Origin of the sequence: Novosphingobium sp. 17-62-19 (genome assembly GCF_002256775.1) — a bacterium.
GTDB lineage: Bacteria > Pseudomonadota > Alphaproteobacteria > Sphingomonadales > Sphingomonadaceae > Novosphingobium.
This window is the reverse complement of record NZ_NCII01000001.1, coordinates 72,025-93,560: the sequence shown is the minus strand read 5'-3', so window position 1 is coordinate 93,560 and position 21,536 is coordinate 72,025. Positions and strand designations below refer to the sequence as shown.

Annotated in this window: 22 protein-coding genes and 1 pseudogene; 3 read left to right on the top strand and 20 right to left on the bottom strand. The window is 63.2% G+C overall.

Annotated elements, in window-relative coordinates:
- Positions 1-5 precede the first annotated feature (5 nt).
- Positions 6-545 (top strand): Lrp/AsnC family transcriptional regulator, encoded by a 540-nt coding sequence (locus tag B7X90_RS00480; protein ID WP_292620736.1) that lies wholly within the window; start codon positions 6-8, stop codon positions 543-545.
- Here B7X90_RS00480 and B7X90_RS00475 read toward each other — a convergent pair.
- From B7X90_RS00475 to B7X90_RS00380, 20 genes and pseudogenes are all read right to left on the bottom strand, one after another.
- Positions 542-1,309, bottom strand: coding sequence for an SDR family NAD(P)-dependent oxidoreductase (locus tag B7X90_RS00475; RefSeq protein ID WP_292620734.1), 768 nt, complete (start codon positions 1,307-1,309; stop codon positions 542-544). The genes B7X90_RS00480 and B7X90_RS00475 overlap by 4 nt on opposite strands.
- A 29-nt stretch (positions 1,310-1,338) precedes the next feature.
- Positions 1,339-2,886, bottom strand: coding sequence for a FadD3 family acyl-CoA ligase (locus tag B7X90_RS00470; protein WP_292620733.1), 1,548 nt, complete (start codon positions 2,884-2,886; stop codon positions 1,339-1,341).
- Positions 2,887-2,909: 23 nt separating this feature from the next.
- Positions 2,910-4,112: an acetyl-CoA C-acyltransferase gene (locus B7X90_RS00465; protein WP_292620731.1), complete on the bottom strand. Its 1,203-nt coding sequence runs from the start codon at positions 4,110-4,112 to the stop codon at positions 2,910-2,912.
- 9 nt (positions 4,113-4,121) lie between these two features.
- Entirely contained in the window at positions 4,122-4,499 is a 378-nt protein-coding gene (locus B7X90_RS00460; RefSeq protein WP_292620729.1) for a steroid Delta-isomerase, read from the bottom strand.
- A 5-nt stretch (positions 4,500-4,504) separates the two neighbouring features.
- The gene (locus tag B7X90_RS00455) at positions 4,505-4,963 is read right to left on the bottom strand and encodes a MaoC family dehydratase (RefSeq protein WP_292620727.1); all 459 of its coding nucleotides are present in this window, start codon (positions 4,961-4,963) and stop codon (positions 4,505-4,507) included.
- 2 nt (positions 4,964-4,965) lie between these two features.
- Positions 4,966-5,751 (bottom strand): SDR family oxidoreductase, encoded by a 786-nt coding sequence (locus B7X90_RS00450; protein ID WP_292620725.1) that lies wholly within the window; start codon positions 5,749-5,751, stop codon positions 4,966-4,968.
- Positions 5,748-6,829: pseudogene (locus tag B7X90_RS00445) on the bottom strand (acyl-CoA dehydrogenase family protein). The gene B7X90_RS00450 and the pseudogene B7X90_RS00445 overlap by 4 nt, the downstream one beginning before the upstream one ends.
- Positions 6,826-7,881, bottom strand: a complete 1,056-nt coding sequence (locus B7X90_RS00440; protein ID WP_292620723.1) for an acyl-CoA dehydrogenase family protein — start codon at positions 7,879-7,881, stop codon at positions 6,826-6,828. The pseudogene B7X90_RS00445 and the gene B7X90_RS00440 overlap by 4 nt, the downstream one beginning before the upstream one ends.
- A 26-nt stretch (positions 7,882-7,907) precedes the next feature.
- The gene (locus tag B7X90_RS00435; RefSeq protein WP_292620722.1) at positions 7,908-8,813 is read right to left on the bottom strand and encodes an SDR family oxidoreductase; all 906 of its coding nucleotides are present in this window, start codon (positions 8,811-8,813) and stop codon (positions 7,908-7,910) included.
- 12 nt (positions 8,814-8,825) lie between these two features.
- Positions 8,826-9,266 (bottom strand): nuclear transport factor 2 family protein, encoded by a 441-nt coding sequence (locus tag B7X90_RS00430; protein ID WP_292620720.1) that lies wholly within the window; start codon positions 9,264-9,266, stop codon positions 8,826-8,828.
- A gap of 4 nt (positions 9,267-9,270) precedes the next feature.
- The gene (locus B7X90_RS00425; protein ID WP_292620718.1) at positions 9,271-10,422 is read right to left on the bottom strand and encodes an acetyl-CoA C-acetyltransferase; all 1,152 of its coding nucleotides are present in this window, start codon (positions 10,420-10,422) and stop codon (positions 9,271-9,273) included.
- A complete protein-coding gene (locus B7X90_RS00420) occupies positions 10,415-11,446 on the bottom strand; it encodes an acyl-CoA dehydrogenase family protein (RefSeq protein WP_292620716.1) in 1,032 nt (343 codons plus the stop codon). Before B7X90_RS00420 ends, B7X90_RS00425 begins: the two co-directional genes overlap by 8 nt.
- Positions 11,447-11,462: 16 nt before the next feature.
- The gene (locus tag B7X90_RS00415) at positions 11,463-12,608 is read right to left on the bottom strand and encodes an acyl-CoA dehydrogenase (protein ID WP_292620715.1); all 1,146 of its coding nucleotides are present in this window, start codon (positions 12,606-12,608) and stop codon (positions 11,463-11,465) included.
- Entirely contained in the window at positions 12,608-13,363 is a 756-nt protein-coding gene (locus tag B7X90_RS00410; RefSeq protein WP_292620713.1) for an enoyl-CoA hydratase family protein, read from the bottom strand. Before B7X90_RS00410 ends, B7X90_RS00415 begins: the two co-directional genes overlap by 1 nt.
- 5 nt (positions 13,364-13,368) lie before the next feature.
- Positions 13,369-14,436, bottom strand: a complete 1,068-nt coding sequence (locus tag B7X90_RS00405) for a nitronate monooxygenase (protein WP_292620712.1) — start codon at positions 14,434-14,436, stop codon at positions 13,369-13,371.
- On the bottom strand, positions 14,436-15,329 hold the full coding sequence (locus B7X90_RS00400; protein ID WP_292620710.1) for an enoyl-CoA hydratase: 894 nt from the start codon (positions 15,327-15,329) through the stop codon (positions 14,436-14,438). Before B7X90_RS00400 ends, B7X90_RS00405 begins: the two co-directional genes overlap by 1 nt.
- A gap of 14 nt (positions 15,330-15,343) precedes the next feature.
- Positions 15,344-16,135, bottom strand: coding sequence for a ketoacid CoA transferase (locus B7X90_RS00395; RefSeq protein ID WP_292620708.1), 792 nt, complete (start codon positions 16,133-16,135; stop codon positions 15,344-15,346).
- Complete coding sequence (locus tag B7X90_RS00390; RefSeq protein ID WP_366409645.1) at positions 16,135-17,025, bottom strand: CoA-transferase; 891 nt, start codon at positions 17,023-17,025, stop codon at positions 16,135-16,137. Before B7X90_RS00390 ends, B7X90_RS00395 begins: the two co-directional genes overlap by 1 nt.
- Positions 17,022-17,945 (bottom strand): VOC family protein, encoded by a 924-nt coding sequence (locus B7X90_RS00385; RefSeq protein ID WP_292620706.1) that lies wholly within the window; start codon positions 17,943-17,945, stop codon positions 17,022-17,024. The genes B7X90_RS00390 and B7X90_RS00385 overlap by 4 nt, the downstream gene beginning before the upstream one ends.
- A 5-nt stretch (positions 17,946-17,950) precedes the next feature.
- A complete protein-coding gene (locus B7X90_RS00380; RefSeq protein ID WP_292620704.1) occupies positions 17,951-18,763 on the bottom strand; it encodes an SDR family oxidoreductase in 813 nt (270 codons plus the stop codon).
- Between the two features lie 138 nt (positions 18,764-18,901).
- Here B7X90_RS00380 and B7X90_RS00375 point away from each other — a divergent pair, with 138 nt between their 5' ends.
- A complete protein-coding gene (locus B7X90_RS00375; protein WP_292620703.1) occupies positions 18,902-20,353 on the top strand; it encodes an FAD-dependent oxidoreductase in 1,452 nt (483 codons plus the stop codon).
- Positions 20,354-20,376: 23 nt separating this feature from the next.
- Positions 20,377-21,339, top strand: coding sequence for an aldo/keto reductase (locus B7X90_RS00370; protein WP_292620701.1), 963 nt, complete (start codon positions 20,377-20,379; stop codon positions 21,337-21,339).
- Positions 21,340-21,536 lie beyond the last annotated feature (197 nt).

The window sequence follows — 21,536 nt, the reverse complement described above, 5'->3', positions numbered from 1 at the left end:
TGCCGATGGATACGCCCGAATTCCCCACCACCGATCAGCTTGACCGCGATATTGCGGTGATGCTGGCGCAGGATGCGCGCCTGTCGTTCCGCAAAATCGCCACCGATCTGGGCGTGACCGAAGGCACTGTGCGGGGCCGGGTGAAACGCTTGCAAAGTGCCGGGCTGCTGAAGCTCGTACCCATTCTGGACATTGACCGCACCCGCGATAGCAGCGGCACACCCGGTGAGATCGGGCAGCACATGATGTTCATCACGGTGAAGTGTGCCAACGGAAAGCTCGATTCCGTGCGCGAAGGTCTGCTCGCCATGCCGCAGGTCAGTGCGCTTTATGATGCCAATGCCGCGCCGCGTCTTGTGGCGGTGTGCATCCTGCCCAGTCTTGAAGACGCTGCCGCTGTGATGAACCGCGTGGTTGCGCTTGATGGCGTCCGCGAGGCTGATAGCGAATTGGTGCTGCAATCGATCAAATACAACGCCGCCATCGCGCCCATTGCGACAGTGGCGGATTTGCAATCGTCCTTGGGCGATACCGCGCCAGCCTAAGGCCCGACCGGCAGCATCACCGGCGCGAACGTCGATAGCAGCGCGGCATCCAGCACTTGCGCTTGCCCCGTGATGAAACCCGCAGCCGGGCTCGCCAGCCACAGCGCCACTTCGGCCACATGCTGCGCCTGCCCCATGCCGCGCAAGGCTACACGCGGCAGGTCTTGCGGATCGACCATCGCAACATCTGCCGCACCGATCAGCGGGGTTTCCACGCCGCCGGGGCAAAGCGCGTTGATCCGCGCGCCGCGCGCGGCAAAAGCATCGACGCAGGATTTCACCAGCCCGACCACCCCGTGCTTGGCCGCGCTGTAGGCGGGATTGGCCGGGTGTCCGATCACGCCTGCTGCCGATGCGGTAACGATGACCGCGCCGCCCTGTGCGATGACCGGTTGCACGGCCTTGATCCCGTTGAAGGGGCCTTTGAGGTTCACCGCAATCAGCGTGTCGAACAGCGCCTCGTCCACGGTGTCCAACCCATCCGCCGCGCCATATAGCCCGGCGTTGAGGAAGGCGATATCGAGTTGGCCCGCGTGTTCCATCACATGGGCGACCATCGCCTGATTGCTGGCGTAACTGGCCACATCCACCTGCACTGCGCCTGCATTGCCGCCAATTTCGGCCGTCACTGCTTGCGCGCCGACAAGGTTGAGATCGGCGCAGAATACTCGCGCACCTTCCTGCGCAAAGCGGATCGCCGCCGCACGGCCAATGCCCGATGCCGCGCCAGTGATAAGGGCGACTTTGCCTTCAAAACGCTGCATCACTCTCTCCGATTGCTATTATGGTTGGTTCAGCGAAGTTCGGTTTTCAGCACTTTGCCTGCTGCGTTCTTTGGCAGTTCCGGCAGAATCACGAAGGCGCGCGGGACTTTGTAGTTCGCCATGTTTTCGCGCGACCATGCGATGAGCGCGGCTTCTTCGGGAGCCTGCGCACCTGCGCGCAGCACGATGAAGGCCTTGCCCAGTTCGCCCATGCGTTCATCCGCAATGCCGATGACGGCAGCCTGCGCGATGGCTGGATGCGTGGCGAGCATGGCCTCTATTTCGGCTGGATAGACATTGAAGCCGCCGCTGATGAACATGTCCTTCTTGCGGTCGGTAATCTTCAGATAGCCGCGGACGTCGATCGTGCCGATATCGCCTGTGTGCAGCCAGCCTTGGGCGTCGATAGCCTCGGCAGTGGCGGCGGGATCATCAAGATAGCCGCGCGTCACGCCATGACTGCGCACCAGCAGCTCGCCCGCTTCGCCCGGTGGCATATCCTGCCCGTCCTCGCCCACACAGCGCACTTGCGTGCCGGGCAGCGGATAGCCGCAGGTGTTGGCGATGGTCTGCGCATCGTCGCCCTGCCGGGTCATGGAAATGCAGCCGCACTCGGTCATCCCATAGCCATTGACGATGTTCTGCATGCCCAGTTCTGCGCGCATTCGCTCCACCAGCACGGGTGGTACAGGCGCGGCCCCGGTTACGGCCACGCGCAGCGACGAGAAATCGCGCGGGGCATCGCCCGCCAATTCTTGCAGTAGCGACTGGTAAATCGTGGGCGGGCCGGGGATGAACGTGATGCGGTTCTGTTCGATCTGGCGCACCATGGCCGCCACATCGAACATGGCCATCGGCACGATTGTCGCCCCGCGCACAAGGCAGGCCACCCATCCCGCCTTGTAGCCGAAGGTGTGGAAGAACGGGTTGACGATCAGATAACGGTCACCGGCCCGCAGATCGACGCGGTTCGCCCAGTCGCCGAAGATCTGCGTGACCTGGGCATGGGCGGTCAGCGCACCCTTGGGCCGTCCGGTGGTGCCAGACGTGAAGATGATGTCGCTGATGTCGTCCGGCCCGACGTGGGCGAAAGCGGCATCCACTGCCGGATCGCCTGCGCCATCACCGCGCGCTACGAAAGCTTCGAAATCGCGATCAATGTGGATGGTTTCGGCCAAGTCGGGCAAGTCTTCGCCCGCAATGAGCTTGGCATAATCTGACCCGAGGAAATCGGCAGGCGCAAACAGCAGCTTCACTTTGGCCCTGCGCAGAATGTCTGCGGCCTCGCCACCCTTGAAGCGCGTGTTCATAGGCACGATGGCTGCGCCCACGGCCTGCGCGCCGAGCGCGGCGAGCATCCATTCGCGGGTGTTGGGAGCCCAGATCGCAATGCGGTCGCCATGACCGACGCCGCTGGCCAGCATGGCCGATGCGCAGGCGCGGGCATCGGCCCACACTTGCGCGAACGTCCACGTGCGGTCCCCCGCAATCAGCCCCGGCGTATCGGGCCATTGCTCCGCCGCTGCCTTGGCCGCGCCGGGGATCGTCTTGGGCCAGTCGCCCATTGCCTCGGTCATGCTGCTGGTGCCCTTCCGCCCGGTCAGGCCACTTCGAACAGACCGGCAGCGCCCATGCCGCCTGCCACGCACATCGATACGATCACGTACTTCACGCCGCGCCGCTTGCCCTCGATCAGCGCGTGGCCGACCAGCCGCGATCCGGTCATGCCGAAAGGATGGCCGATGGCGATGCCGCCGCCGTTGACGTTCAGCTTTTCGGGATCGATGCCGAGCTTCTGCTGACAATAGACGGCCTGGCTGGCGAAAGCCTCGTTGATTTCGAACAGGCCGATGTCTTCCAGCTTCACGCCTGCGCGGTCGAGCAACTTGGGGATCGCGAAGACCGGGCCGATGCCCATTTCATCCGCGCCGCAGCCTGCCACCTGAAACCCGCGATAGATGCCGAGCACAGGACGGCCTTCCGCGCGGGCGGTATCAAGGTCCATCAGGACCTGCGCCGATGCGCCATCGGAAAGCTGGCTGGCGTTGCCTGCGGTCACATGCTTGCCCTCGGCAATCACCTGCCCGTTCTTGAACACCGGCTTGAGGCCTGCGAGCGCTTCATAGGTCGTACCTTCGCGCACGCCTTCGTCCTTGGTGAGCGTGATCTCTTCCTTGCCGGTCTCGTTGCCTTCCTTGTCGAACAAGGCTTTGGTGACGGTGATCGGCACGATCTCGTCATCGAACTTGCCCGCGGCTTGGCCTGCCGCTGCACGCTGCTGCGATAGCGCGGCGAACTGGTCCTGTTCCTCGCGGGTCACGCCATAGCGTTCGGCCACGATTTCCGCCGTCTCGATCATCGCCATATAGGCGTAAGGGTCAGCCGCGTTGATGAACTGCGACCGGTTGCGGAACTGCGGCGCATGTTTGTTGAGCGTGAGCGAAATGCTCTCCATCCCCCCCGCCACGGCAACGTCGATCTCGTTGCACATGATCCCGCGTGCAGCCAGTGCGATGGCGTTGAGGCCCGAAGAACACTTGCGGTCCAGCGTGAAGCCGCCCGTGGTATCGGGCAGGACCGAGCCATGAACCGTCAAGCGGCCAAGGTTGTAGCTCTGCGTGTTCCAGTGGTTGCCCACGCCGAGGTAAACGTCATCCACGCGCGCCGGATCGATCCCGGCCCGCTCCAAGGCTGCGTTGACCACGTGGGCCGAAAGGACCGGGGCTTCGGTATCGTTGAAGGCACCACGGTAGGCTTTGCCAACGCCGGTGCGGGCGGTGGAAACGATGGCTGCTTCGCGCATATCAAATCCTCAGGTGAAACCGTGAAAGTTGGTCGGGCCGAAATAGGCCCGCATCTCGGTGACCTTGCCCGCATCATCGAAGTGGAAGGTGTCGATCACGTCGACGTGCATGTCCTTGCCACCCATGTGCAACTGCACCGAAAATGCAAAGGCCGCATAAGGCCCTGCAATCCGCACCGGGCCTTCCAGCTTCAGCTTCGCGCCGGTCTGCATCGATGCGGTGTAGAAGCCGAGAATTGCATCGTGGCCCACGTGCGCGGGGCTGCCGATGGGGTCTTCCACATTGGCATCAGGCGCAAACAGCGCGGCAACGCGTTCAGGACTGTTGGCATCAAATGCGGCTACATATTCATGGACGGCGGCTTCCATCAATTTCGGATCAGGCATCTCTCTCACTCCGGGAAATAGCGGCTGATAGTATCGAGCACGCAGGCGGGCTTCTCTTGGCCCTCGATCTCAATGGTAACACGCACGACCGACTGGATCGCGCCTTTGACTTCCTCGACCGTGATGATCTCGCCCGCCCCGCGAATGCGGCTGCCGACTTTCACCGGGTTGAGGAACCGCAGCCGGTCCGCGCCGACATTCACCGCATGAGCAAAGCCGCGGACCTCGATCAGTTGCGGCAGGAAGTAGTTCACAAGGCTCATCGTCAGATAGCCATGCGCAATGGTGCCGCCAAACGGTCCCGCCTTGGCGCGTTCGACATCGACGTGAATCCACTGGTGATCGCCGGTAACTTCTGCAAAGCCGTCCACCCGGTCCTGCTCGATGGTCAGCCAGTCGGTCGACCCCAGCTTTGTGCCTTCCTTGCCGATCAGGTCGGCGGGCTTGTCGAAAACCAGCGCCATCGTCATGCCTTCTGGCTCGAAACCGGCACGATCTCGCCGGTCATGTAGGATGACAGGTCGCTGGCGAGAAACAGCATGACATTGGCCACTTCCCACACTTCGGCGGGGCGGCCATAGGCCTCTGTCTTGACCAGCTTTTCCAGCATTTCCTCGGTCGTCACCTTCGCCAGGAACGGGTGCATGGCCAAGCTGGGCGCCACCGCATTGATGCGCACGCCGTGGTCGGCGGCTTCGAGCGCGGTGCAGCGGGTAAAGGCCATCACGCCCGCCTTGGCCGCCGCATAGTGCGCCTGCCCCCGCTGCGCGCGCCAGCCCAGTACCGAGGCGTTGTTGACCATCACGCCCGACCGTGCCGCATACATCGAAGGCAGAAACGCCCGCGTCATGCGAAACAAGCTGGTCAGCGTCACGTCCAGCACGCGGGTCCACTGATCGTCGGTCATGTCCACGACAGAAACTTCACCGCCAAGGCCTGCGTTGTTGATCAGCACATCGACCTTGCCGAACGCTTCGAGCGCGGCATCGCGCAAGTCCTGCACTTGCGCTTCATCTGTCACATCGCACACGCACGTCAGCGGACGTTCGCAGCCCACTTCCGCCGCGATCCGGTCTGCCGCTTCGCCAAGTCGGCGTTCGTGGAAATCGCTGATCAGCACGCGCGCGCCCTCTTCGGCGGCACGCTTTGCCACGGCATAGCCTATGCCGGTACCAGCAGCGGCAGTGACCACCACGGTCTTACCTTTCAGCATTCCAAGCGGCGTGGGATAGGCGGGGACGGGAACAGTCATGCTTGGCCTCTTGGTTCGCGCGGGAGTGCCAGACCGCGCTCGGCGATCAGGTTGCGCTGGATCTGGTTGGTGCCGCCGTAGATCGTGTCAGACCGGCTGAAGAGATAGAGGTTGGGCAGCGTCGGCCAGCGGTATTCGTGGCCCTGCGCAAGTTCGCCATCCTGGCCCAAGACATCCATCGCCAGCTCGCCCAGATCGCGCCGCCACGTGGCCCACTGGATCTTGTAGGTCAGCGCCGCGCCATCGATGGCGGCAAGATCGGTGCCCGAAAGCATCCGCAACGCGCCATAGCGCATCAGCCGAAGCCCGATCTCGGCCCCGGCAATGCGCTGGCGCACCACAGGATCGCCAGCCTTGCCATTGGCACGCGCCGCCGCGATTACCGCGTCCAGCTCGTTGCGAAACTGCATCTGCTGACCCAGCGTGGAAACCCCTCGTTGAACTCGGCCTCGCCGTTCATCTGGCGGATCGGGCGCACATCGATGCCGGGCTGGTCCATGTCCATCAGCAGGAACGACAGGCCCTTTGGCCCTTTCGATCCTTCCTCGGTTCGCGCCACAACGAAAATCATGTCGGAATAGTGCGCAAGGCTGGTCCAGACCTTCTGGCCATTGACCACCCAGTCGCCGCCTTCGACAACCGCCTTGGTCTTCACATTGGCAAGGTCAGATCCCGCCCCCGGCTCGGAATAGCCCTGACACCAGATCTGCGTTCCCGCCGCGATTCCGGGGAGATAGCGCGCCTTCTGCTCGTCAGACCCGAAAGCCAGAATTGTCGGCCCCGCAAGCTCAACCCCGATGTGGTTGATGCGGTTCGGAGCGCCGGCACGGGCATATTCCTCGGCAAAGATCACCTGCTGCGCCAGCGTGGCGTCGCGCCCGCCCCATGCTGCGGGCCAGCCAATGCACGACCAGCGGTGCGCGGCCAATTGTTGCTCCCACTCCTTGCGGCGCGGGATTTCATCGCACAGATTGGGAATGCCGCGAATGTCGGCAAATGGCCCCGCCATCTGCGCCTGCAACCAGCCTGCACATTCAGCGCGGAAGGCTTCATCTTCGGCTGAAAAGCCCAGCTTCATGCAGCGGCATCCAGTACCAGCGTGGCAATCTGTTCGCGGTGCCACTGGCTATCGCCCAGCATGGAGCTGATCGAGCGCGCGCGCTTGAAGAACAGGTGCGCGTCGTGTTCCCACGTAAAGCCGATGCCGCCATGCAACTGGATCATGTTGCCCGCGCACATATGAAACGTATCGGCGCAGAACGCCTTGGCCGAATGGAGCGCGATCTGTGCCTCGTCAGACCCTTCCTCGACCGCGCAAGCCGCCCAGTACACAGCAGAACGCGCCTGTTCGATCTCGATCATCATGTCGGCCAACCGGTGCTTGTAGGCCTGAAACGATCCGATCTGCCGCCCGAACTGCACGCGCTCCTTGGAATAGGCCACGGTCCGGTCCAGCGCCGCCTGCGCGCCGCCGAGCGCTTCGGCGGCAAGGCCGATCCAGCCCGTGACGTGCAGCGCGTGGTTGGCCGCTGCGTGATCGGCAAAAGGTTCAGCCACAGCGCCGTCAAGCGTGACCGTCGCCAAAGGTCGCGTCTGGTCCATCGTCACGTGCGCAGTGATGGTCACGCCCGGTGCCGACGCTTCCACCAGCAAACACTGGTCACCCGCAGTCAACACCAGCAGATCGGCCACTGCACCATGCGGGGCAAAACGGAACGTGCCCGAAAGCGTGCCCTCTCCCACCACCGCATCGGCACTCCATACCGAAGTGGCAATCGTCTCACCCGATACCAGCGGTGGCAACCACTTTGCTTGCTGAGCACCAGTGCCACCTGCAACCAATGCATGGGCCGCACGGGCATTGCCCAGCAGCGGCAGCGCGGCCACTTGCGCGCCTGCCGCCTCGGCGATCAGCGCAAATTCCACCATGCCAAGGCCCACTCCGCCCAGTTCCTCAGGCACGCCGATTCCGGCAAGCCCCAGTTCGGTGCAGAAGCTGCTCCACAGTTCGCGGTCGATGCCATCGGCGGCCATGGCCTGCCGCGTCCGAGCGCTCGTCGCGTTCTCGGCAAAGAAGCCGCGCGCGGTTTCCGCGATCATCGCCTGCTCTTCGGTGAATGCGAATTCCATCAGACTTATCCTTGAATATCAATTGGTTACGCAACACCCCAGACCTTGCGCGGGGGCACGCGGTCGGCCAGCAGCTTGTCCACCGCATCGCCTACTTGCGCCGGGTCCCAGCGCGCTGGCTGGTCGACAAACGGGCCTTCGCGCCAGCCGTCCTCCAGCATGATCTTGCCGCCTTCCAATTCGAACACGCAGCCGGTGACATGGGCTGATGCCGCGCTGCCCAGCCACACCACGGTGGGCGCGACATTGGCCGGGTCCATCACATCGAACCCGTCTTCCACCACCTTCATCTTGTCGGCAAAGGCACCCTCGGTCATGCGCGTGCGCGCCGATGGGGCCAGAGCATTGGCAGTGATGCCATAGCGCCCCAGTTCCGCCGCCTGCACCAGCGTCAGCGAAGCGATGCCGCCCTTGGCCGTGGAGTAGGCCGCCTGCGCGATGGACCCCTGCAGCCCTGCACCACTCGACGTGTTGATGATCCGCGCATCGGGATCGCGGCCTTCCTTTTGCTTGGCCCGCCAGTAGTTCACCGCATGGCGCGCGAGGCAGAAGTGCCCGCGCAGATGCACGTGCATCGTGGCGTCCCATTCCTCCAGCGTGGCCGAAACGAACATGCGGTCGCGCACGATGCCAGCGTTGTTGACCACCACATGCAGGTCGCCGAATGCGGCCAGCGCGGCATCAACGATGCGTTTCGCCGCGTCCCAATCGGTGATGTCTTCATAGTTGGCGATGGCATTGCCGCCCGCAGCCTTGATCTCTGCCACCACTGCATCGGCTGCACTGGTATCGTGGCCTTCACCGCCTAGCGATGTGCCGATATCGTTCACCAACACGTTCGCACCCTCTGCGCCAAACGCCAGCGCATAGGCGCGGCCCAACCCGCCAGCGGCTCCGGTGATGATGACGGTACGGTTTTCGCAAATGCCCATGGGTCTTTGCCTTCAGGTCAGGGATTGCAGGGTGTGGGCGGAACTGTCGCCCACCAGATCGGTCTGGAGATATTCGCGCTCGACGAAGTGCCAGCCACCGGCATCGTGGCCGAACCGATCACGATATCGGCCAGTGGCCACGATCTGCAACGGATAGCCGGGCGCGGCCTGAATGACCGTCCATTGTGATTGGCAGGTTGCGGTGTGGCCATCGTCTGCCAGCGCGATGATCGGGTTTGTGGTGATGTGGCGCGTCAACGGCTTGCCATCATACATCTTCACCCAGGTGCGCCACATCGCCAGAATGCCCTCACGCCCGGTTATGCGGTGGCCACTGGCGAGCACGCTACCCTTGTCAAACAACGCCGCCGCGCCATCAAAGTCGCCATCGTCAAAGCGCATGGCATATGTGTAGAGCAGGTTGGGGATGGCGATTGCCGGGCTGTCATTCATGGCATCACAGCCTTTCGATGATGGTGACATTGGCCTGCCCGCCGCCTTCGCACATCGTCTGAAGGCCATAGCGGCCCCCGGTGCGCTCCAGCGCGTTCAGCAGCGTCGTCATCAGCCGCGCGCCCGAAGCGCCCAGCGGATGGCCCAGCGCAATCGCGCCGCCGTGGATGTTCACCTTCTCATGCGGAATGCCCAGTTCCTGCATCCACGCCATCGGCACCGAGGCGAATGCCTCGTTGCATTCGAACAGGTCGATATCGTCAACGGTCATTCCGGCCTTGGCCAGGGCGTACTGCGTGGCCGGGATTGGCGCGGTCAGCATCCACACCGGATCGTCGGCGCGCACGGAAATGTGATGTATGCGTGCGCGTGGTCTCAGCCCTTGTTCCTTCACTGCGCGTTCGCTGGCAATCAGCAGTGTGGCGGCGCTGTCACAGTTCTGGCTGGCGACGCCTGCAGTGATGACCCCGCCTTCCTGCACCGTGCGCAAGGCCGCGAGTCCTTCCAGCGTGGTGCCCGGGCGGATCGTCTCGTCATGGGCAAGATCGCCCAGCGGCGCGATTTCGTTGGCAAACCAGCCCGCATCGGTGGCCGCCTGCGCGCGCTGGTGGCTGGCGACAGCGAATTCTTCCATCGCGGCGCGCGTGATGCCCCACTTGGCGGCGATCATCTCCGCCGAATTGATCTGGTTCAGCAATCCATCGCCATAGCGTTCGCGCCAACCGACCGAGCCAGTAAACGGGTCGCCAAAGCCATAGGCCTCCCCGGCATACATCGCAGCGGAAATGGGGATGGCGTTCATCGCCTGACTGCCGCCCGCCACGACCAGGTCCTGCGTCCCGCTCATCACACCCTGCGCGGCAAAGTGCAGCGCCTGCTGCGATGAGCCGCACTGCCGGTCAATCGTGGTTCCCGGCACATGCTGCGGCAGGCCCGCTACCAGCCACGCGGTGCGGCCAATGTCGCCCGCCTGCGGCCCGATGGTATCGCAGCAGCCCCAGACCACATCGTCCACCAGATTGGCGTCGATTCCGGTCCGCGCCATCAGCGCTTTGATCGGATGCGCGCCAAGATCGGCGGGGTGGATTTCGGCAAGGCTGCCCTTCTTGCGCCCAACGGGCGCACGCACGGCATCGATGATATAGGCTTCAGGCATTTTCATTCTCGCGGGCAAAGGTTTGATCCGCGCCAACCGGCTGGCTGAACACGCGCGTGGCAATGCGGCTGGTGTGGAAAGCGGGCGTGCCCCAGCTCTGCTTCAGCGCCAGCGCGCGCTTGAGGAACAGGTGGACGTCCACCTCCCACGAATATCCCATCGCGCCATGCACCTGGATTGATGCGCGCGCGGCCTGTTCAGCCGCCTCCAGCGCCACGATCTTGGCCTGAGAAGCGCGCGCACGCGATTGCACATCGCCATGGGCCACCTCTGCCGCAGCGGCGAGTACCATCGGTCGGGTAAATTCGATCGCGGTCTGGGCGCTGGCAAGGTGGTGTTTAACCGCCTGATACGAACCAATCGGCTTACCGAACTGGTTGCGGTCCTTGGCATAGCCCACCGCCAGATCGACCGCCCGTTGGGCGAGGCCCAAGCCCATCGCGGCTGAAAACACCGCTGCCCGGTCGAGCGCCAAGCCCCAATCCGCAGGGCCAAGGTCCGTTGCATTGGCCTCGTCCCATGTGATGCGGAACAGGCGGCGGAACGGGTCTATGGATTCCATCGGCGTCAGCGTCACTTGGTCAGGCGTCGCCACGAAAGCATGGCCATCGCGCTCGATCACAATGGCAGCAGCAATATCGGCATTGGCCACCACCGGATTGATCGCAGGCGCCACCGCAATGATCGCCGCCGGATCTGCGAATGGCGGATGATCGGGCGCAAGGCTTGCCAGCAACGGCGCACCGATCCCGGCACTTTCCACCAGCGGCTCAGGCAGGGCCACATAGCCCGCCTCAATCGCGATCAGCGCAAAGTCCAGTTCGCCAAGCCCCATGCCGCCCGCCGCTTCGGGGACGATCAGCGCGGTAAAGCCGTTCTCAACGATCTGCGCCCAGCGCGCAGCGTCAAACGCCGCGCCCTGTTCCATCAGTTTGTGCCAGTGATCGGGCGTGCAGGTATCGCCCAGCAGTGTCCGCGCGGTATCGGCAAACATCTGCTGTTCGTCGGAAAGGGTGAAGTCCATGTCTCTGCCCTCCCGTTCAGCGCGGCAGGCCGAGCATACGCTCGGCAATGATGTTGCGCTGGATTTCGTTGGACCCGGCATAGATCGGCCCGGCCAGCGAGAAGATGTAATCGTCCAGCCAGTCGTGCTCGCCAGTAGGCGTCACCAGTTCGGCCTCTGCGCCCAGGATGGCCAGCGCGGTTTCGTGCAGGTGGATGTCCATTTCCGACCAGAAAATCTTGTTGGTCGATGCCTCCGCGCCGATCTTCGCGCCCGCCATCAGCCGCGATGCGGTTTGATAGATGTTCAGCGCGTAGGACTCGGCATTTACATGCGCCCGCACCACCGCGCCTTCCAGCGCCGGATCGCAGGTGTTCTTGCGCCGCTGCCACAGCGCGGCCAGCGCCGCTGCTGCCTCCTGAAAGCGTGCCGGTGAACGCAGCATCAGCCCGCGCTCAAACCCTGCCGTCGCCATGCAGATGTGCCAGCCCTGCCCTTCATCGCCCAAGCGGTTGAACGCAGGCACGCGCACGTTATCGAGGAAAATCTCGGCAAACCCGACATGGCCGTTGATCTTGCGGATCGGATTGCGCGTTACGCCCGGTGCATCGAGCGGGAAGAAGATCAGGCTCATATCTTTGTGCCGCTCGCTCCCTGACGCGCGGAACAGGCCGAACGCCCAATCGGCAAAGGCCGCGCGGCTCGACCAGATCTTGTGCCCGTTGAGCACGTATTCGTCGCCTTCCAGCACTGCCGTGGCGCGCACGCCCGCAAGGTCGGACCCGGCCTGCGGTTCGGACCACGCCTGCGCCCAGATTTCCTCACCGCTCGCCATCGGCGGCAGGAAGCGCTGTTTCTGTTCGTGCGTGCCGAATTCCATCAGTGTGGGGCCAAGCAGGAAGATGCCGTTCTGGTTCACCCTCCCCGGCGCACCTGCGCGGTAATACTCTTCCTCGAAAATCAGCCACTGGATCAGGTCCAGCCCGCGCCCGCCATATTCCTTGGGCCAGGTCACCATGCCCCAATCGCCGCTTTTCAGCGTCGCTTCCCACGCACGGTGCGCTTCAAAGCCTTCGCGCGTAGCGTCATAGTGCTCAAGCTTGCCTTTGGGCACATGCGCCTCAAGCCAGCTGCGCACTTCGGCGCGGAAGGCGTTCTGTTCAGGGGTATACGTCAGGTCCATCAGAACTTTGCCACCGTGCCGGTTTCCACAAAGGCATCGCGCGCCTTCTGGCTGTCTTCGTGCATGTACATTTCCAGCGTGAAGCCCTGTTCCCAGCGATAGCCCCGGTCCACGTCACGCGGCTCAAGCCCGTTCAGCGCTTCCTTGGCGATGACGAGCGCCTTGCGGCTTTTGGACGCAATCACGGCGCAAAAGGCGTGCGCCTCGGCCACCAGATCGGCACGCGGCACCACCTTCTCCACCGCGCCAAGACGATAGGCCTCGGCCGCCGGGATATTCCCCCCGGTAAAGAACGCGGCGCGCACTTTGTGCAGCGGCAGCATCCGCGAAAGGTGGCTCGCCCCGCCCATGGCGCCGCGATCGACTTCGGGCAGCGAGAAATAGGCGTCATCGGCGGCAATTATTGTGTCGGACGCGCCGCAAATGCCGATGCCGCCCCCGATCACGAACTTGTGTGCGGCCACCACCACCGGAATTTCGGCATCGCGGATGGCCTTGAAGGTCAGGTAATTGCCGCGGTTGAGCACGGTAATCCGCTCGGGATGCGCCTGCATCTCCTTGATATCTACACCCCCACAGAAGCCGCGCGATTCCTCGGCGGCGCGGATCAGCACCACGTTGGCTTCGGGATTGCTGGCAGCTTCCTTGATGATCGCCGGAAGCGACATCCATGTCTCGCTGTCAAACGCGTTGACTGGCGGCACATCGAACACGATCTCGGCGATGCAGTCCTTGACGGTAAGGGTTATCGGCATCGGCTTCAGTTCCCCGTGCACAGCGCGGCAATGCTTGCCCGCGCCTGCGTTTCAATGGCTTGCATAAGATCGGCACACGTCGGCAGATCACTCAACCGGCCCGCCACCACGCCTGTGGCCATCAACCCGTTCTCGGCATCGCCCGCTTCAACGGCGCGCATGATCATCATCGGGGCAGCCGCCGCCATGATCGCCTGCGCCAGCGGCATTTCGCCATGCGCGGTCATGGCCCTGGCGCTGGCCAGCACTTGCCCAAAGCTCCAGCCATTCTGGCGCTTCATCTCAAGCCCCGCTTCCATCGCGCGGACCCACATCGCCAGCTTGCCCGATCCTTCGATCCGGCGCAGCAGCGGGTTCAGGATCATGCGCTGCGGAATGCCGTCCACCTTGGTGGACACCGCAATGTCGCCGGTCCCGGCCTTCACATAGGCTGCCTTGGGAGCGCCCGGCACCGGGCTTTCCGCCGTCATCAAAAAGCGCGTGCCCATGGCAATGCCCACCGCGCCAAAGGCCAGCGCTGCGGCAAGGCCACGTCCGTCACCAAAGCCGCCTGCGGCCACCACCGGCACATCCACCGCGTCCAGCACTTGCGGCAACAGTACCGTGGTCGGCACCGCGCCGGTATGCCCGCCGCCTTCACCGCCCTGCACGGTCACCATCTCGCAGCCCAGCTGCACCATCTTCTGCGCGTGTTTCACCGCACCGACGGTGGGGATGCACAGGATGCCCGCATCGCGAAACGCGCCGATCATCCTCGCGTCTGGCCCGCGCCCGAAACTCACCGCGCGCACCCGGTCCTTGTTGGCCAGAATAGCCTGCACGATCTGATCGGCACCAGGCTGAAAGCTGTGAAAGTTCACGCCGAAATTGTGCGGTGTAAGATCGCGCAACCGCGCAATCTCCTCGCGCGCTTCGGCCGGCTGCATCACCGCGCAGGCCAGAAACCCGAACGCGCCCGCATTGCTGGAAGCGGCGACAAGCTCCGGCTTGGCAACCCAACCCATCGCGGTCTGGATCACGGGCAAGCGGCAGCCCAGACGCTCGGTCAAAATCGTGGCAAGTACGTCTGACATCAGGCTTTGTCAGCCTTGTTGGCAGACGCCGCAGACTTCCCGCTCACGCCGCCAATGGAATCCCCGGTCAGCAGATCGTTCTGCGCGTGCGCAAAGTGGTGCATATGATAGACCGCGTCCATCGCTGCCCGCTTGCCGCGCAGTTCCTCCACGTGGTTCACCGCCTGTTTGGTCAGCCAGTTGCCCAACCGGTTTTGCTTGGCGAGTTTCGCCGCCCACACGGTGGTCGCCTCACGCAACTGGTCGCGCGGCACCACCTTGTTGACCATGCCAAAATCATAGGCGCGGGCGGCAGGCATCCGTTCACCCAGCAACAAGAACTCCTTGGCCACGCGTGGCGGAAGTTCATAGGCGTGGGCGAAATACTCAACGCCCGGAATGCCCATCAGCGGGTTCACCGGGTCTTGGAAAAACGCATCTTCCGATGCCACGATCAGATCACACACCCACGCCAGCATCAGCCCTCCGGCCACGCAAGCGCCCTGCACCATCGCAATGGTCGGCTTGGAAATATCGCGCCAACGGCGGCACATGCCGAGGTACTGCTCCTGTTCGCGCGTATAGAGCAGTTCTGCGCCCGGCTTATTGGTATGCGGCGGAAACATCAGCCGCTTTTCAAATTCGTGATGCAGATCGCGCCCCGGCGTGCCGATGTCGTGCCCGGCCGAAAAGTGCTTGCCCTCCCCGGCCAGCACGATGCAGCGCACTGCATCATCGCGCACCGCGCGGTTGAAGGCATCATCCAGCGCATAGGTCATCTGCCCGTTCTGGGCATTGTTGAACTGTGGCCGGTTCATCGTGATCCAAGCCACGCCGTCTGCCGCTGCGTAGCGTACGGGTTCTTCCGTCTCGTAGACGATGTCGACCTTTTTCGGCTCGACCAGATCGGTCATGTCATGCTCTCCCATCACGCCGCCCTTTTGGCTGGCGGATTGTCTTTCAACACGCTGGCCCGGATGTTGTGCGGGTCAAGGCTTGCGATGACTTCCAGCGCTTCAGCCGTAGGCAGCGCCGTCTCGGTCACGCTTTCGGCGCACACCAATTCGAACCCGGTCGCAGCTTGCACGTCCTCAAAGGTCACTCCGGGATGCAGCGAAACCAAGCGGATGGCATGATCCGGCCCGCCAAAATCCATCACGCACAGATTGGTCACGATCACGCGCAGATCCACGGCGGTATAGTTGCCGCCGGGCACTCGCTTGGCCGGATTGTACCCCACGCCCGAAATCATATCGACTTCCGGCACGAACACGCGCGGGCCGTGGGCCGGGAAGAAGAACGAATTGGGGTGATAGATCGTGTTGCCGGGAAACCCGCGTACGCCCAGCATCTGCGTTTTGGGCTTCTGGTACGTGCCGCCCATGTACGACAGGTTGATCTGCCCGAACCGGTCCAGCTGCGTCGGCGTGACCATCGCGTGCCTGCGGCCAGACCACACCGCGCTGTCGAAAAAGCGCGAAAACGGCAGGTGGCCCGCAGGCTTGCGGTCATCGTACTTGCGCGGCCCCAGCGGCACCGGCTGTTCGACCAGATAGGCCTCGCCATCGGTCATCATCAGTTCGGGCGTGTGGGTCAACTTTGCCAAGCCAGCCGCCAGACGCGGCACCGGGCCAACGCCGGTCGCCACGATCTCGCCGTTGCCCCGGAACGCCTCGGAACAGGCGAAAATGCACAAGTCTACAAGGGAAATGTCGCTCATCAGAAAATCGGCAAGGGCAAGCCCGTCACCGCCTCCTTTCCGCCAATGGATTCAAGGTATTCGGCTTCCGATGAGCCGACAAAGCGGTCCGCAACTTCCGCCCAGTCACCGGGGTCCTTGGCGCTGTCGGCGTAGGCCTTGAACGCTGTCATATCCCAGCCATAGTGCGGCGGCATCGAGCTTGGATGCGCCCCGCACGGCATTTCCACGACCCCCGAAACAAAGCACCGCTCAAACAGATTGTCCTGCGCGCCTTCCGGGTAATGGTCCTCCATCCGGTCGACCAGTTCCTCGCACGAAACGTAGGACTTGGCCGCCGCCTTGGCGAACCATTCGTCGTAATAGGCATCGGGGCCAAACACCTGCACGTTGCCACGCCAGTCGCTGCGGTTCACGTGGATCAGCGCCGCATCCAGCTTCAGCGCGGGCATCGCGATCAGCGTTTCCGCATCATCATAGGGCGATTGCACGGTTTTCAACCCGCCCAGTTCAGCCAGATCAGTGCCAAGCCCGACGCGCGTGGGCAGGAACGGCAGGCCGAACGCGGCGGCCTTGAGGCCCCACTGGAACATGCCCTCGTCCAGTTCGAGCACTTCCAGCGCACCGCTTTCGCGCGCTTTGCGGAACCAAGGCTCCAGCGGAATGGCATCGAGCGACACGAAAGCAAACACCACCTTGCGCACTTTGCCCGCCGCGCACAGCATCCCCACATCCGCGCCGCCATAGGCGACCACGGTCAGGTCTTTCAGGTCAGACCGCAGGATTTCACGCACCAGCGCCATCGGCTTGCGCCGCGGCCCCCAGCCACCGATGCCCAGCGTCATCCCGTCGGACAATTGCGCGACGATCTGTGCCGCGCTCATCCGTTTGTCGAGCATTCTGGCGGTCACGCCTGTTCTCCTGATTGTTCTTCAAGCGCCTTCTGCCAGGCCCAGACATGGCCCCATTCGCTGGGCACCAGATGCGCGGTCGGCGTCCATTTCGCGGGATCGATCACCAGCGGATCGGCCCCGATTTCAATGTCGAAGCCCGATGGCGTCTGCATGTAGAAGCCAAACGTCTGGTCATTTACATGCCGTCCGATCGAGGCGCTTTCGGGCACCTTGTTGATCCGCATCCGGTCATAACACTTGCCCACATCGCTCTGCGTCTTCATCTCCAGCATCAGGTGGACGCAGGACGAAGGCGGCACGGGCATCTCTCCAATCGCCACCGAATGATGCCGTCCATTGTCTGCGTGCATGAACGCAAAGCCCATACCCGGATCGTTCGGATCATCCGAAAAGCGAAAGCGCGGGATGTCGGTATCGCGGAAACCTATCGCCTGATAAAACGCGTGCGCTTCGTCGAAGTTGGGCGTGGCAAACACCGCATGGCCCATACCCATGTCGCCCGTCACAAACCCGCTGACACCCACTTCGGAAACGAACGCCACATCATCGCGCACATCGCCGCAAAAGAACTCCAGCCCATTGCCCGAAGGATCGCTGGTGCTGAAATAGGCCTCCACCCCGCGTGCCGCAGCTTCTGCTCCGTCGCCATCTGTTACCGGGCGGCCCAGCCCCACAATGGCTTCACGCAAAGCCGCCAGCGCTCCTGCATCGCCCACGTCATAGCCTGCTGCCAGCAACCGGTCCGTGTCACCCTCCTCCACCCAGAAGCGGAACGAGCGATCATCAATGCGATAGGTGGCCACGCCCTGCGCGGGGCTTTCCCCCCGCATCACACCCACCACTCGCATCATGAAGTGGTCCCAGGCCTGCGCCTTGGTGGTTGCAATCCTGACATAGCCCAGTGACTTGATGCCCATGGCCGTCAACTCCCTTTCACGAGGTCGAGGAAGTAGGGCCGCTCGCCCCCTCCATCGACATTGATGCGTGCGCCGCTGACCCATGCGGCAAGGCTGGAACTCAGCCAGAGCACGGCGCCTGCGATGTCTTGTCCGGTGCCCATGCGCTGCAGCGGCAGCGATTTTGCCACCGCGTTCTGCGCTGCGGTATCGCCGTAAGTCTCTTCAGCCGTCTCGGTCTGCATCAGGCCCACGATGATCGCGTTCACCCGCACCCCGTCCGGCCCCCATTCCTGCGCCAGGCTCTGCGTCAGGCTCAGCAATCCCGCCTTCGCCGCGCCATAGGCAGCGGTTCCCGGCGATGGGCGGATGCCCGAAACGCTGGCGATGTTGATGATGCTCCCGCCGCCCGCCTCCTGCATGTGGGCGTAGGCATACTGCGACATGTACATCGCCGAATGGAGGTTCAGCTTCACAATGGCATCGAAAAAGCGCGGGCTGGCCGTGGCCGGAGCCTGCGGCGATCCGCCTGCATTGTTCACCAGAATATCCAGCCGCCCATGGCGCCCCGCCACCGCTTCGACCAGCCCCTGCGCCTGTTCGGGATCGCGGATGTCGGCCGCACGGAACACCAAGCCTTCGGGCAGATCCGCAGGCTCGGTCCGTCCGCACACCGTCACCGCAGCACCCGCGCGCAGCAAAGCGTCGGCAATCTGCCGCCCCAGACCGCGCGTGCCGCCTGTGACGATGGCGACCTTGCCGGTCAGATCGATGTGGTCCGTACCCTGCACCGGGGCTGCTCTCCCATACTCTGCCACGCTGGCGGAAAACCGCTGCATCAGATTCGAAATCGCCAATATCGAAGGGCGATTGGCTTTTCAATTGACGATTTGCGTATTCAATGCAATCGTAAATTACGAATGCAGCGTAGAATTGCACAAAAGGCCCATGCAGGGCCGCGGGAGTGGAAGACGCAAATGATCGCCTATTCACAGTACAAGCCGTTGCCTGTGTCTCAGGTGCCGCAGTGGGATTTTGAAACGGACGTTGCCGTGATCGGATTCGGCGCCACCGGGGCCTGCGCCGCCATCGAAGCACGCACAGCGGGCGCACGCGTGATGCTGTTTGAACGCAGTTCAGGCAGCGGTGGCGCATCTGCCCTTTCCGGCGGTGAAATCTACATCGGCGGCGGCACCGATGCACAATTGGCAGCGGGCTTCGAAGACTCGGTCGAAGATTTCACCGCCTACCTCAAACTGGCCGGAGGCCCCTGCGCCGACAACGCCAAGTGCGAACTCTATGGCCGTGAAGCGCTCTCGCACTACCAGTGGCTCAAGGATCAGGGTGTGCCCTATCGCGGCAACTACCTGCCCGGCAAGATCATCGAACCCACTGACGATTCCACGCTGATCTGGTCGGGCAGCGAAGCCGCCGCCCCGTTCTATAAACTCGCCAAGCCCGCCCCGCGCGGGCACGTGATCCAGCATATGGGTTGGGGCGGCGGCCGCCCGCTGGTCGACATTCTGGAAGCCCGCGCCCGCGATCTCGGCACTGAAATCCACGTCGATGCCCGCGCCGTAGCGCTGATCACCGATGAAGACCGCATCGTCGGCGCTGTAGTGCGGATCGAGAATCAGAACCGCTTCGTCCGCGCCTACAAGGGCGTGGTGCTCGCCACCGGTGGCTTCGTGTTCAACGATGCGATGCGCCGCAAATACACACCTGAATCCTTCCGTGTGAACAGCCCCATCGGCGACAAGGACGATGGCATCGGCATTGAACTGGGCGTCTCGGTCGGCGGCGATGCGATCCACATGGACCAGTTCTTCACCACCTGCCCGTGGACCATCCCGGCAGACCAGGCCCACGGCGTCTTCGTCAACGTGGCCGGGCAGCGCTTCATCAACGAGGACTGCTACCACGGCCGCGTCAGCCGTTGTGCGGTCGATCAACTCGGCGGCAAAGTTTACCTACTGCTCGACAGCGCCCACTTTTCCCAACCGCTGGATCTTGCCGGGATCACCATCGCAGGCACCGGAGAGACGTGGGAGGAAGTCGAGGCAGAACTCGAAATGCCCGCAGGCACGCTCTCGGCCACGATGAAGGTCTATAATGACCACGCACGCGAAGGCCGCGATCCGCTGTTCGACAAGCAGACGCCAATCCTCAAACCGCTCGATCGATCCCCCTTCGTCGCACTCGAACTCAATTTCGAGACCAGCTATTTCAGCTTCTTCACGCTGGGCGGGCTGAAAACGACAGCCGACGGTGAAGTGCTCAATCGGGGCGGCAGCGCCATCCCCGGCCTCTATGCCGCAGGCCGCTGCACGTCGGGTCTGCCCGCATGGGGGCACGGCTATTCCTCAGGCCTCAGCCTTGCCGATTGCACCTTCTTCGGACGGCAGGCGGGACGCCGCGCCGCTGCCTGATCCCCTGTCGCAAAGGATTTGTGATGCTCACCAAAGTCGCCCTGAACAACACCGACCTTACCATCAGCCGTCTTTGCTATGGCACAAACATGCTCGGCTGGATGCTCGATCAGGGTAAATCGAACGCCATCCTCGATACCTTCGCAGCACTTGGCGGAAACTTCATCGACACCGCGCGCAGCTATGGTGACTGGGCGCCCGATGCCCCCATCGGCGCCAGCGAACGCGCGGTAGGAGCATGGCTCCAGACCCGCAATCGCAATGACTTTGTGATTGCCACCAAGGGTGGCTTCTTCGATATGCGCGTTGGCGACTATCGCAACCGCGTGACGCCACCGGACATTGCCGCAGACATCGCGCAAAGCCTCGATCACCTCGGCGTCGATACCATCGACCTCTATTTCCTGCATATGGACAACCCTGAAAGCCCGGTCGAACCCATCGTCGATGCCATGATCGCGCACCGCGAAGCAGGCCACATCCGCCACTTCGGCGCATCGAACTGGGCGGCAGAGCGCATCGCCGCCGCCAATGCCTACGCCGCATCGCTGGGCAAACCGGGCTTCGTCGCCTCGCAAACCTTCTGGGGCCTTGCCGCACCTGACGTCTCAGCCGCCGCACAGCAAGGCTATCAGCACTATTACGAGGGCGAATACGAAGACCTGCACGCAGGTGGTTTGCCCATCGTCGCCTATGCCGCGCAATCGGGTGGCTATTTTACCAAGCTGGCGGCAGGCGAAGTGGGTGAGCAACTGGCCGCGCGCTATGCCAATCCGGTGAACGAACGCCGCCTTGCGGTGGTGCAATTGCTGGCGGAAAAGCACGGCGTTTCGATCAATGAGATCGCACTGTCCTACCTGCTAAGCCAGCACAACCAGACGGTCGCCATCTTCGGCGGATCATCGCCCGAACAGGTGGCGGAGAGCGCAAAGGCCGATGCGCTGGCGTTGACGGCGGAGGAATTGGAAGCGCTGCGCACGGCGTAGCGCAAACCGCCGCCACCCCCCAAACCCCGCTCATGCTGAGCCTGTCGAAGCATGCCAGCGCCACGCACAACGCCCTTCGACAGGCTCAGGGCGAGCGGCTTTTTGGAGCGAAGGTTTGCTGGTAGTGCGGCGGAAGCGAAGTTCAGTTGCTCAAGCAAAATTCGTCGTCGGCCCGTGCTTGACACGGGCCTTGGCTT

Excerpts from the sequence above, each read along its gene's own strand:
- B7X90_RS00480 (WP_292620736.1), top strand. The coding sequence starts at position 6 with ATGGATACGCCCGAATTCCCCACCACCGATCAGCTTGACCGCGATATT.
- B7X90_RS00475 (WP_292620734.1), bottom strand. The coding sequence starts at position 1,309 with ATGCAGCGTTTTGAAGGCAAAGTCGCCCTTATCACTGGCGCGGCATCG.
- B7X90_RS00470 (WP_292620733.1), bottom strand. The coding sequence starts at position 2,886 with ATGACCGAGGCAATGGGCGACTGGCCCAAGACGATCCCCGGCGCGGCC.
- B7X90_RS00465 (WP_292620731.1), bottom strand. The coding sequence starts at position 4,112 with ATGCGCGAAGCAGCCATCGTTTCCACCGCCCGCACCGGCGTTGGCAAA.
- B7X90_RS00460 (WP_292620729.1), bottom strand. The coding sequence starts at position 4,499 with ATGCCTGATCCGAAATTGATGGAAGCCGCCGTCCATGAATATGTAGCC.
- B7X90_RS00455 (WP_292620727.1), bottom strand. The coding sequence starts at position 4,963 with ATGGCGCTGGTTTTCGACAAGCCCGCCGACCTGATCGGCAAGGAAGGC.
- B7X90_RS00450 (WP_292620725.1), bottom strand. The coding sequence starts at position 5,751 with ATGACTGTTCCCGTCCCCGCCTATCCCACGCCGCTTGGAATGCTGAAA.
- B7X90_RS00440 (WP_292620723.1), bottom strand. The coding sequence starts at position 7,881 with ATGGAATTCGCATTCACCGAAGAGCAGGCGATGATCGCGGAAACCGCG.
- B7X90_RS00435 (WP_292620722.1), bottom strand. The coding sequence starts at position 8,813 with ATGGGCATTTGCGAAAACCGTACCGTCATCATCACCGGAGCCGCTGGC.
- B7X90_RS00430 (WP_292620720.1), bottom strand. The coding sequence starts at position 9,266 with ATGAATGACAGCCCGGCAATCGCCATCCCCAACCTGCTCTACACATAT.
- B7X90_RS00425 (WP_292620718.1), bottom strand. The coding sequence starts at position 10,422 with ATGCCTGAAGCCTATATCATCGATGCCGTGCGTGCGCCCGTTGGGCGC.
- B7X90_RS00420 (WP_292620716.1), bottom strand. The coding sequence starts at position 11,446 with ATGGACTTCACCCTTTCCGACGAACAGCAGATGTTTGCCGATACCGCG.
- B7X90_RS00415 (WP_292620715.1), bottom strand. The coding sequence starts at position 12,608 with ATGGACCTGACGTATACCCCTGAACAGAACGCCTTCCGCGCCGAAGTG.
- B7X90_RS00410 (WP_292620713.1), bottom strand. The coding sequence starts at position 13,363 with ATGCCGATAACCCTTACCGTCAAGGACTGCATCGCCGAGATCGTGTTC.
- B7X90_RS00405 (WP_292620712.1), bottom strand. The coding sequence starts at position 14,436 with ATGTCAGACGTACTTGCCACGATTTTGACCGAGCGTCTGGGCTGCCGC.
- B7X90_RS00400 (WP_292620710.1), bottom strand. The coding sequence starts at position 15,329 with ATGACCGATCTGGTCGAGCCGAAAAAGGTCGACATCGTCTACGAGACG.
- B7X90_RS00395 (WP_292620708.1), bottom strand. The coding sequence starts at position 16,135 with ATGAGCGACATTTCCCTTGTAGACTTGTGCATTTTCGCCTGTTCCGAG.
- B7X90_RS00385 (WP_292620706.1), bottom strand. The coding sequence starts at position 17,945 with ATGGGCATCAAGTCACTGGGCTATGTCAGGATTGCAACCACCAAGGCG.
- B7X90_RS00380 (WP_292620704.1), bottom strand. The coding sequence starts at position 18,763 with ATGCAGCGGTTTTCCGCCAGCGTGGCAGAGTATGGGAGAGCAGCCCCG.
- B7X90_RS00375 (WP_292620703.1), top strand. The coding sequence starts at position 18,902 with ATGATCGCCTATTCACAGTACAAGCCGTTGCCTGTGTCTCAGGTGCCG.
- B7X90_RS00370 (WP_292620701.1), top strand. The coding sequence starts at position 20,377 with ATGCTCACCAAAGTCGCCCTGAACAACACCGACCTTACCATCAGCCGT.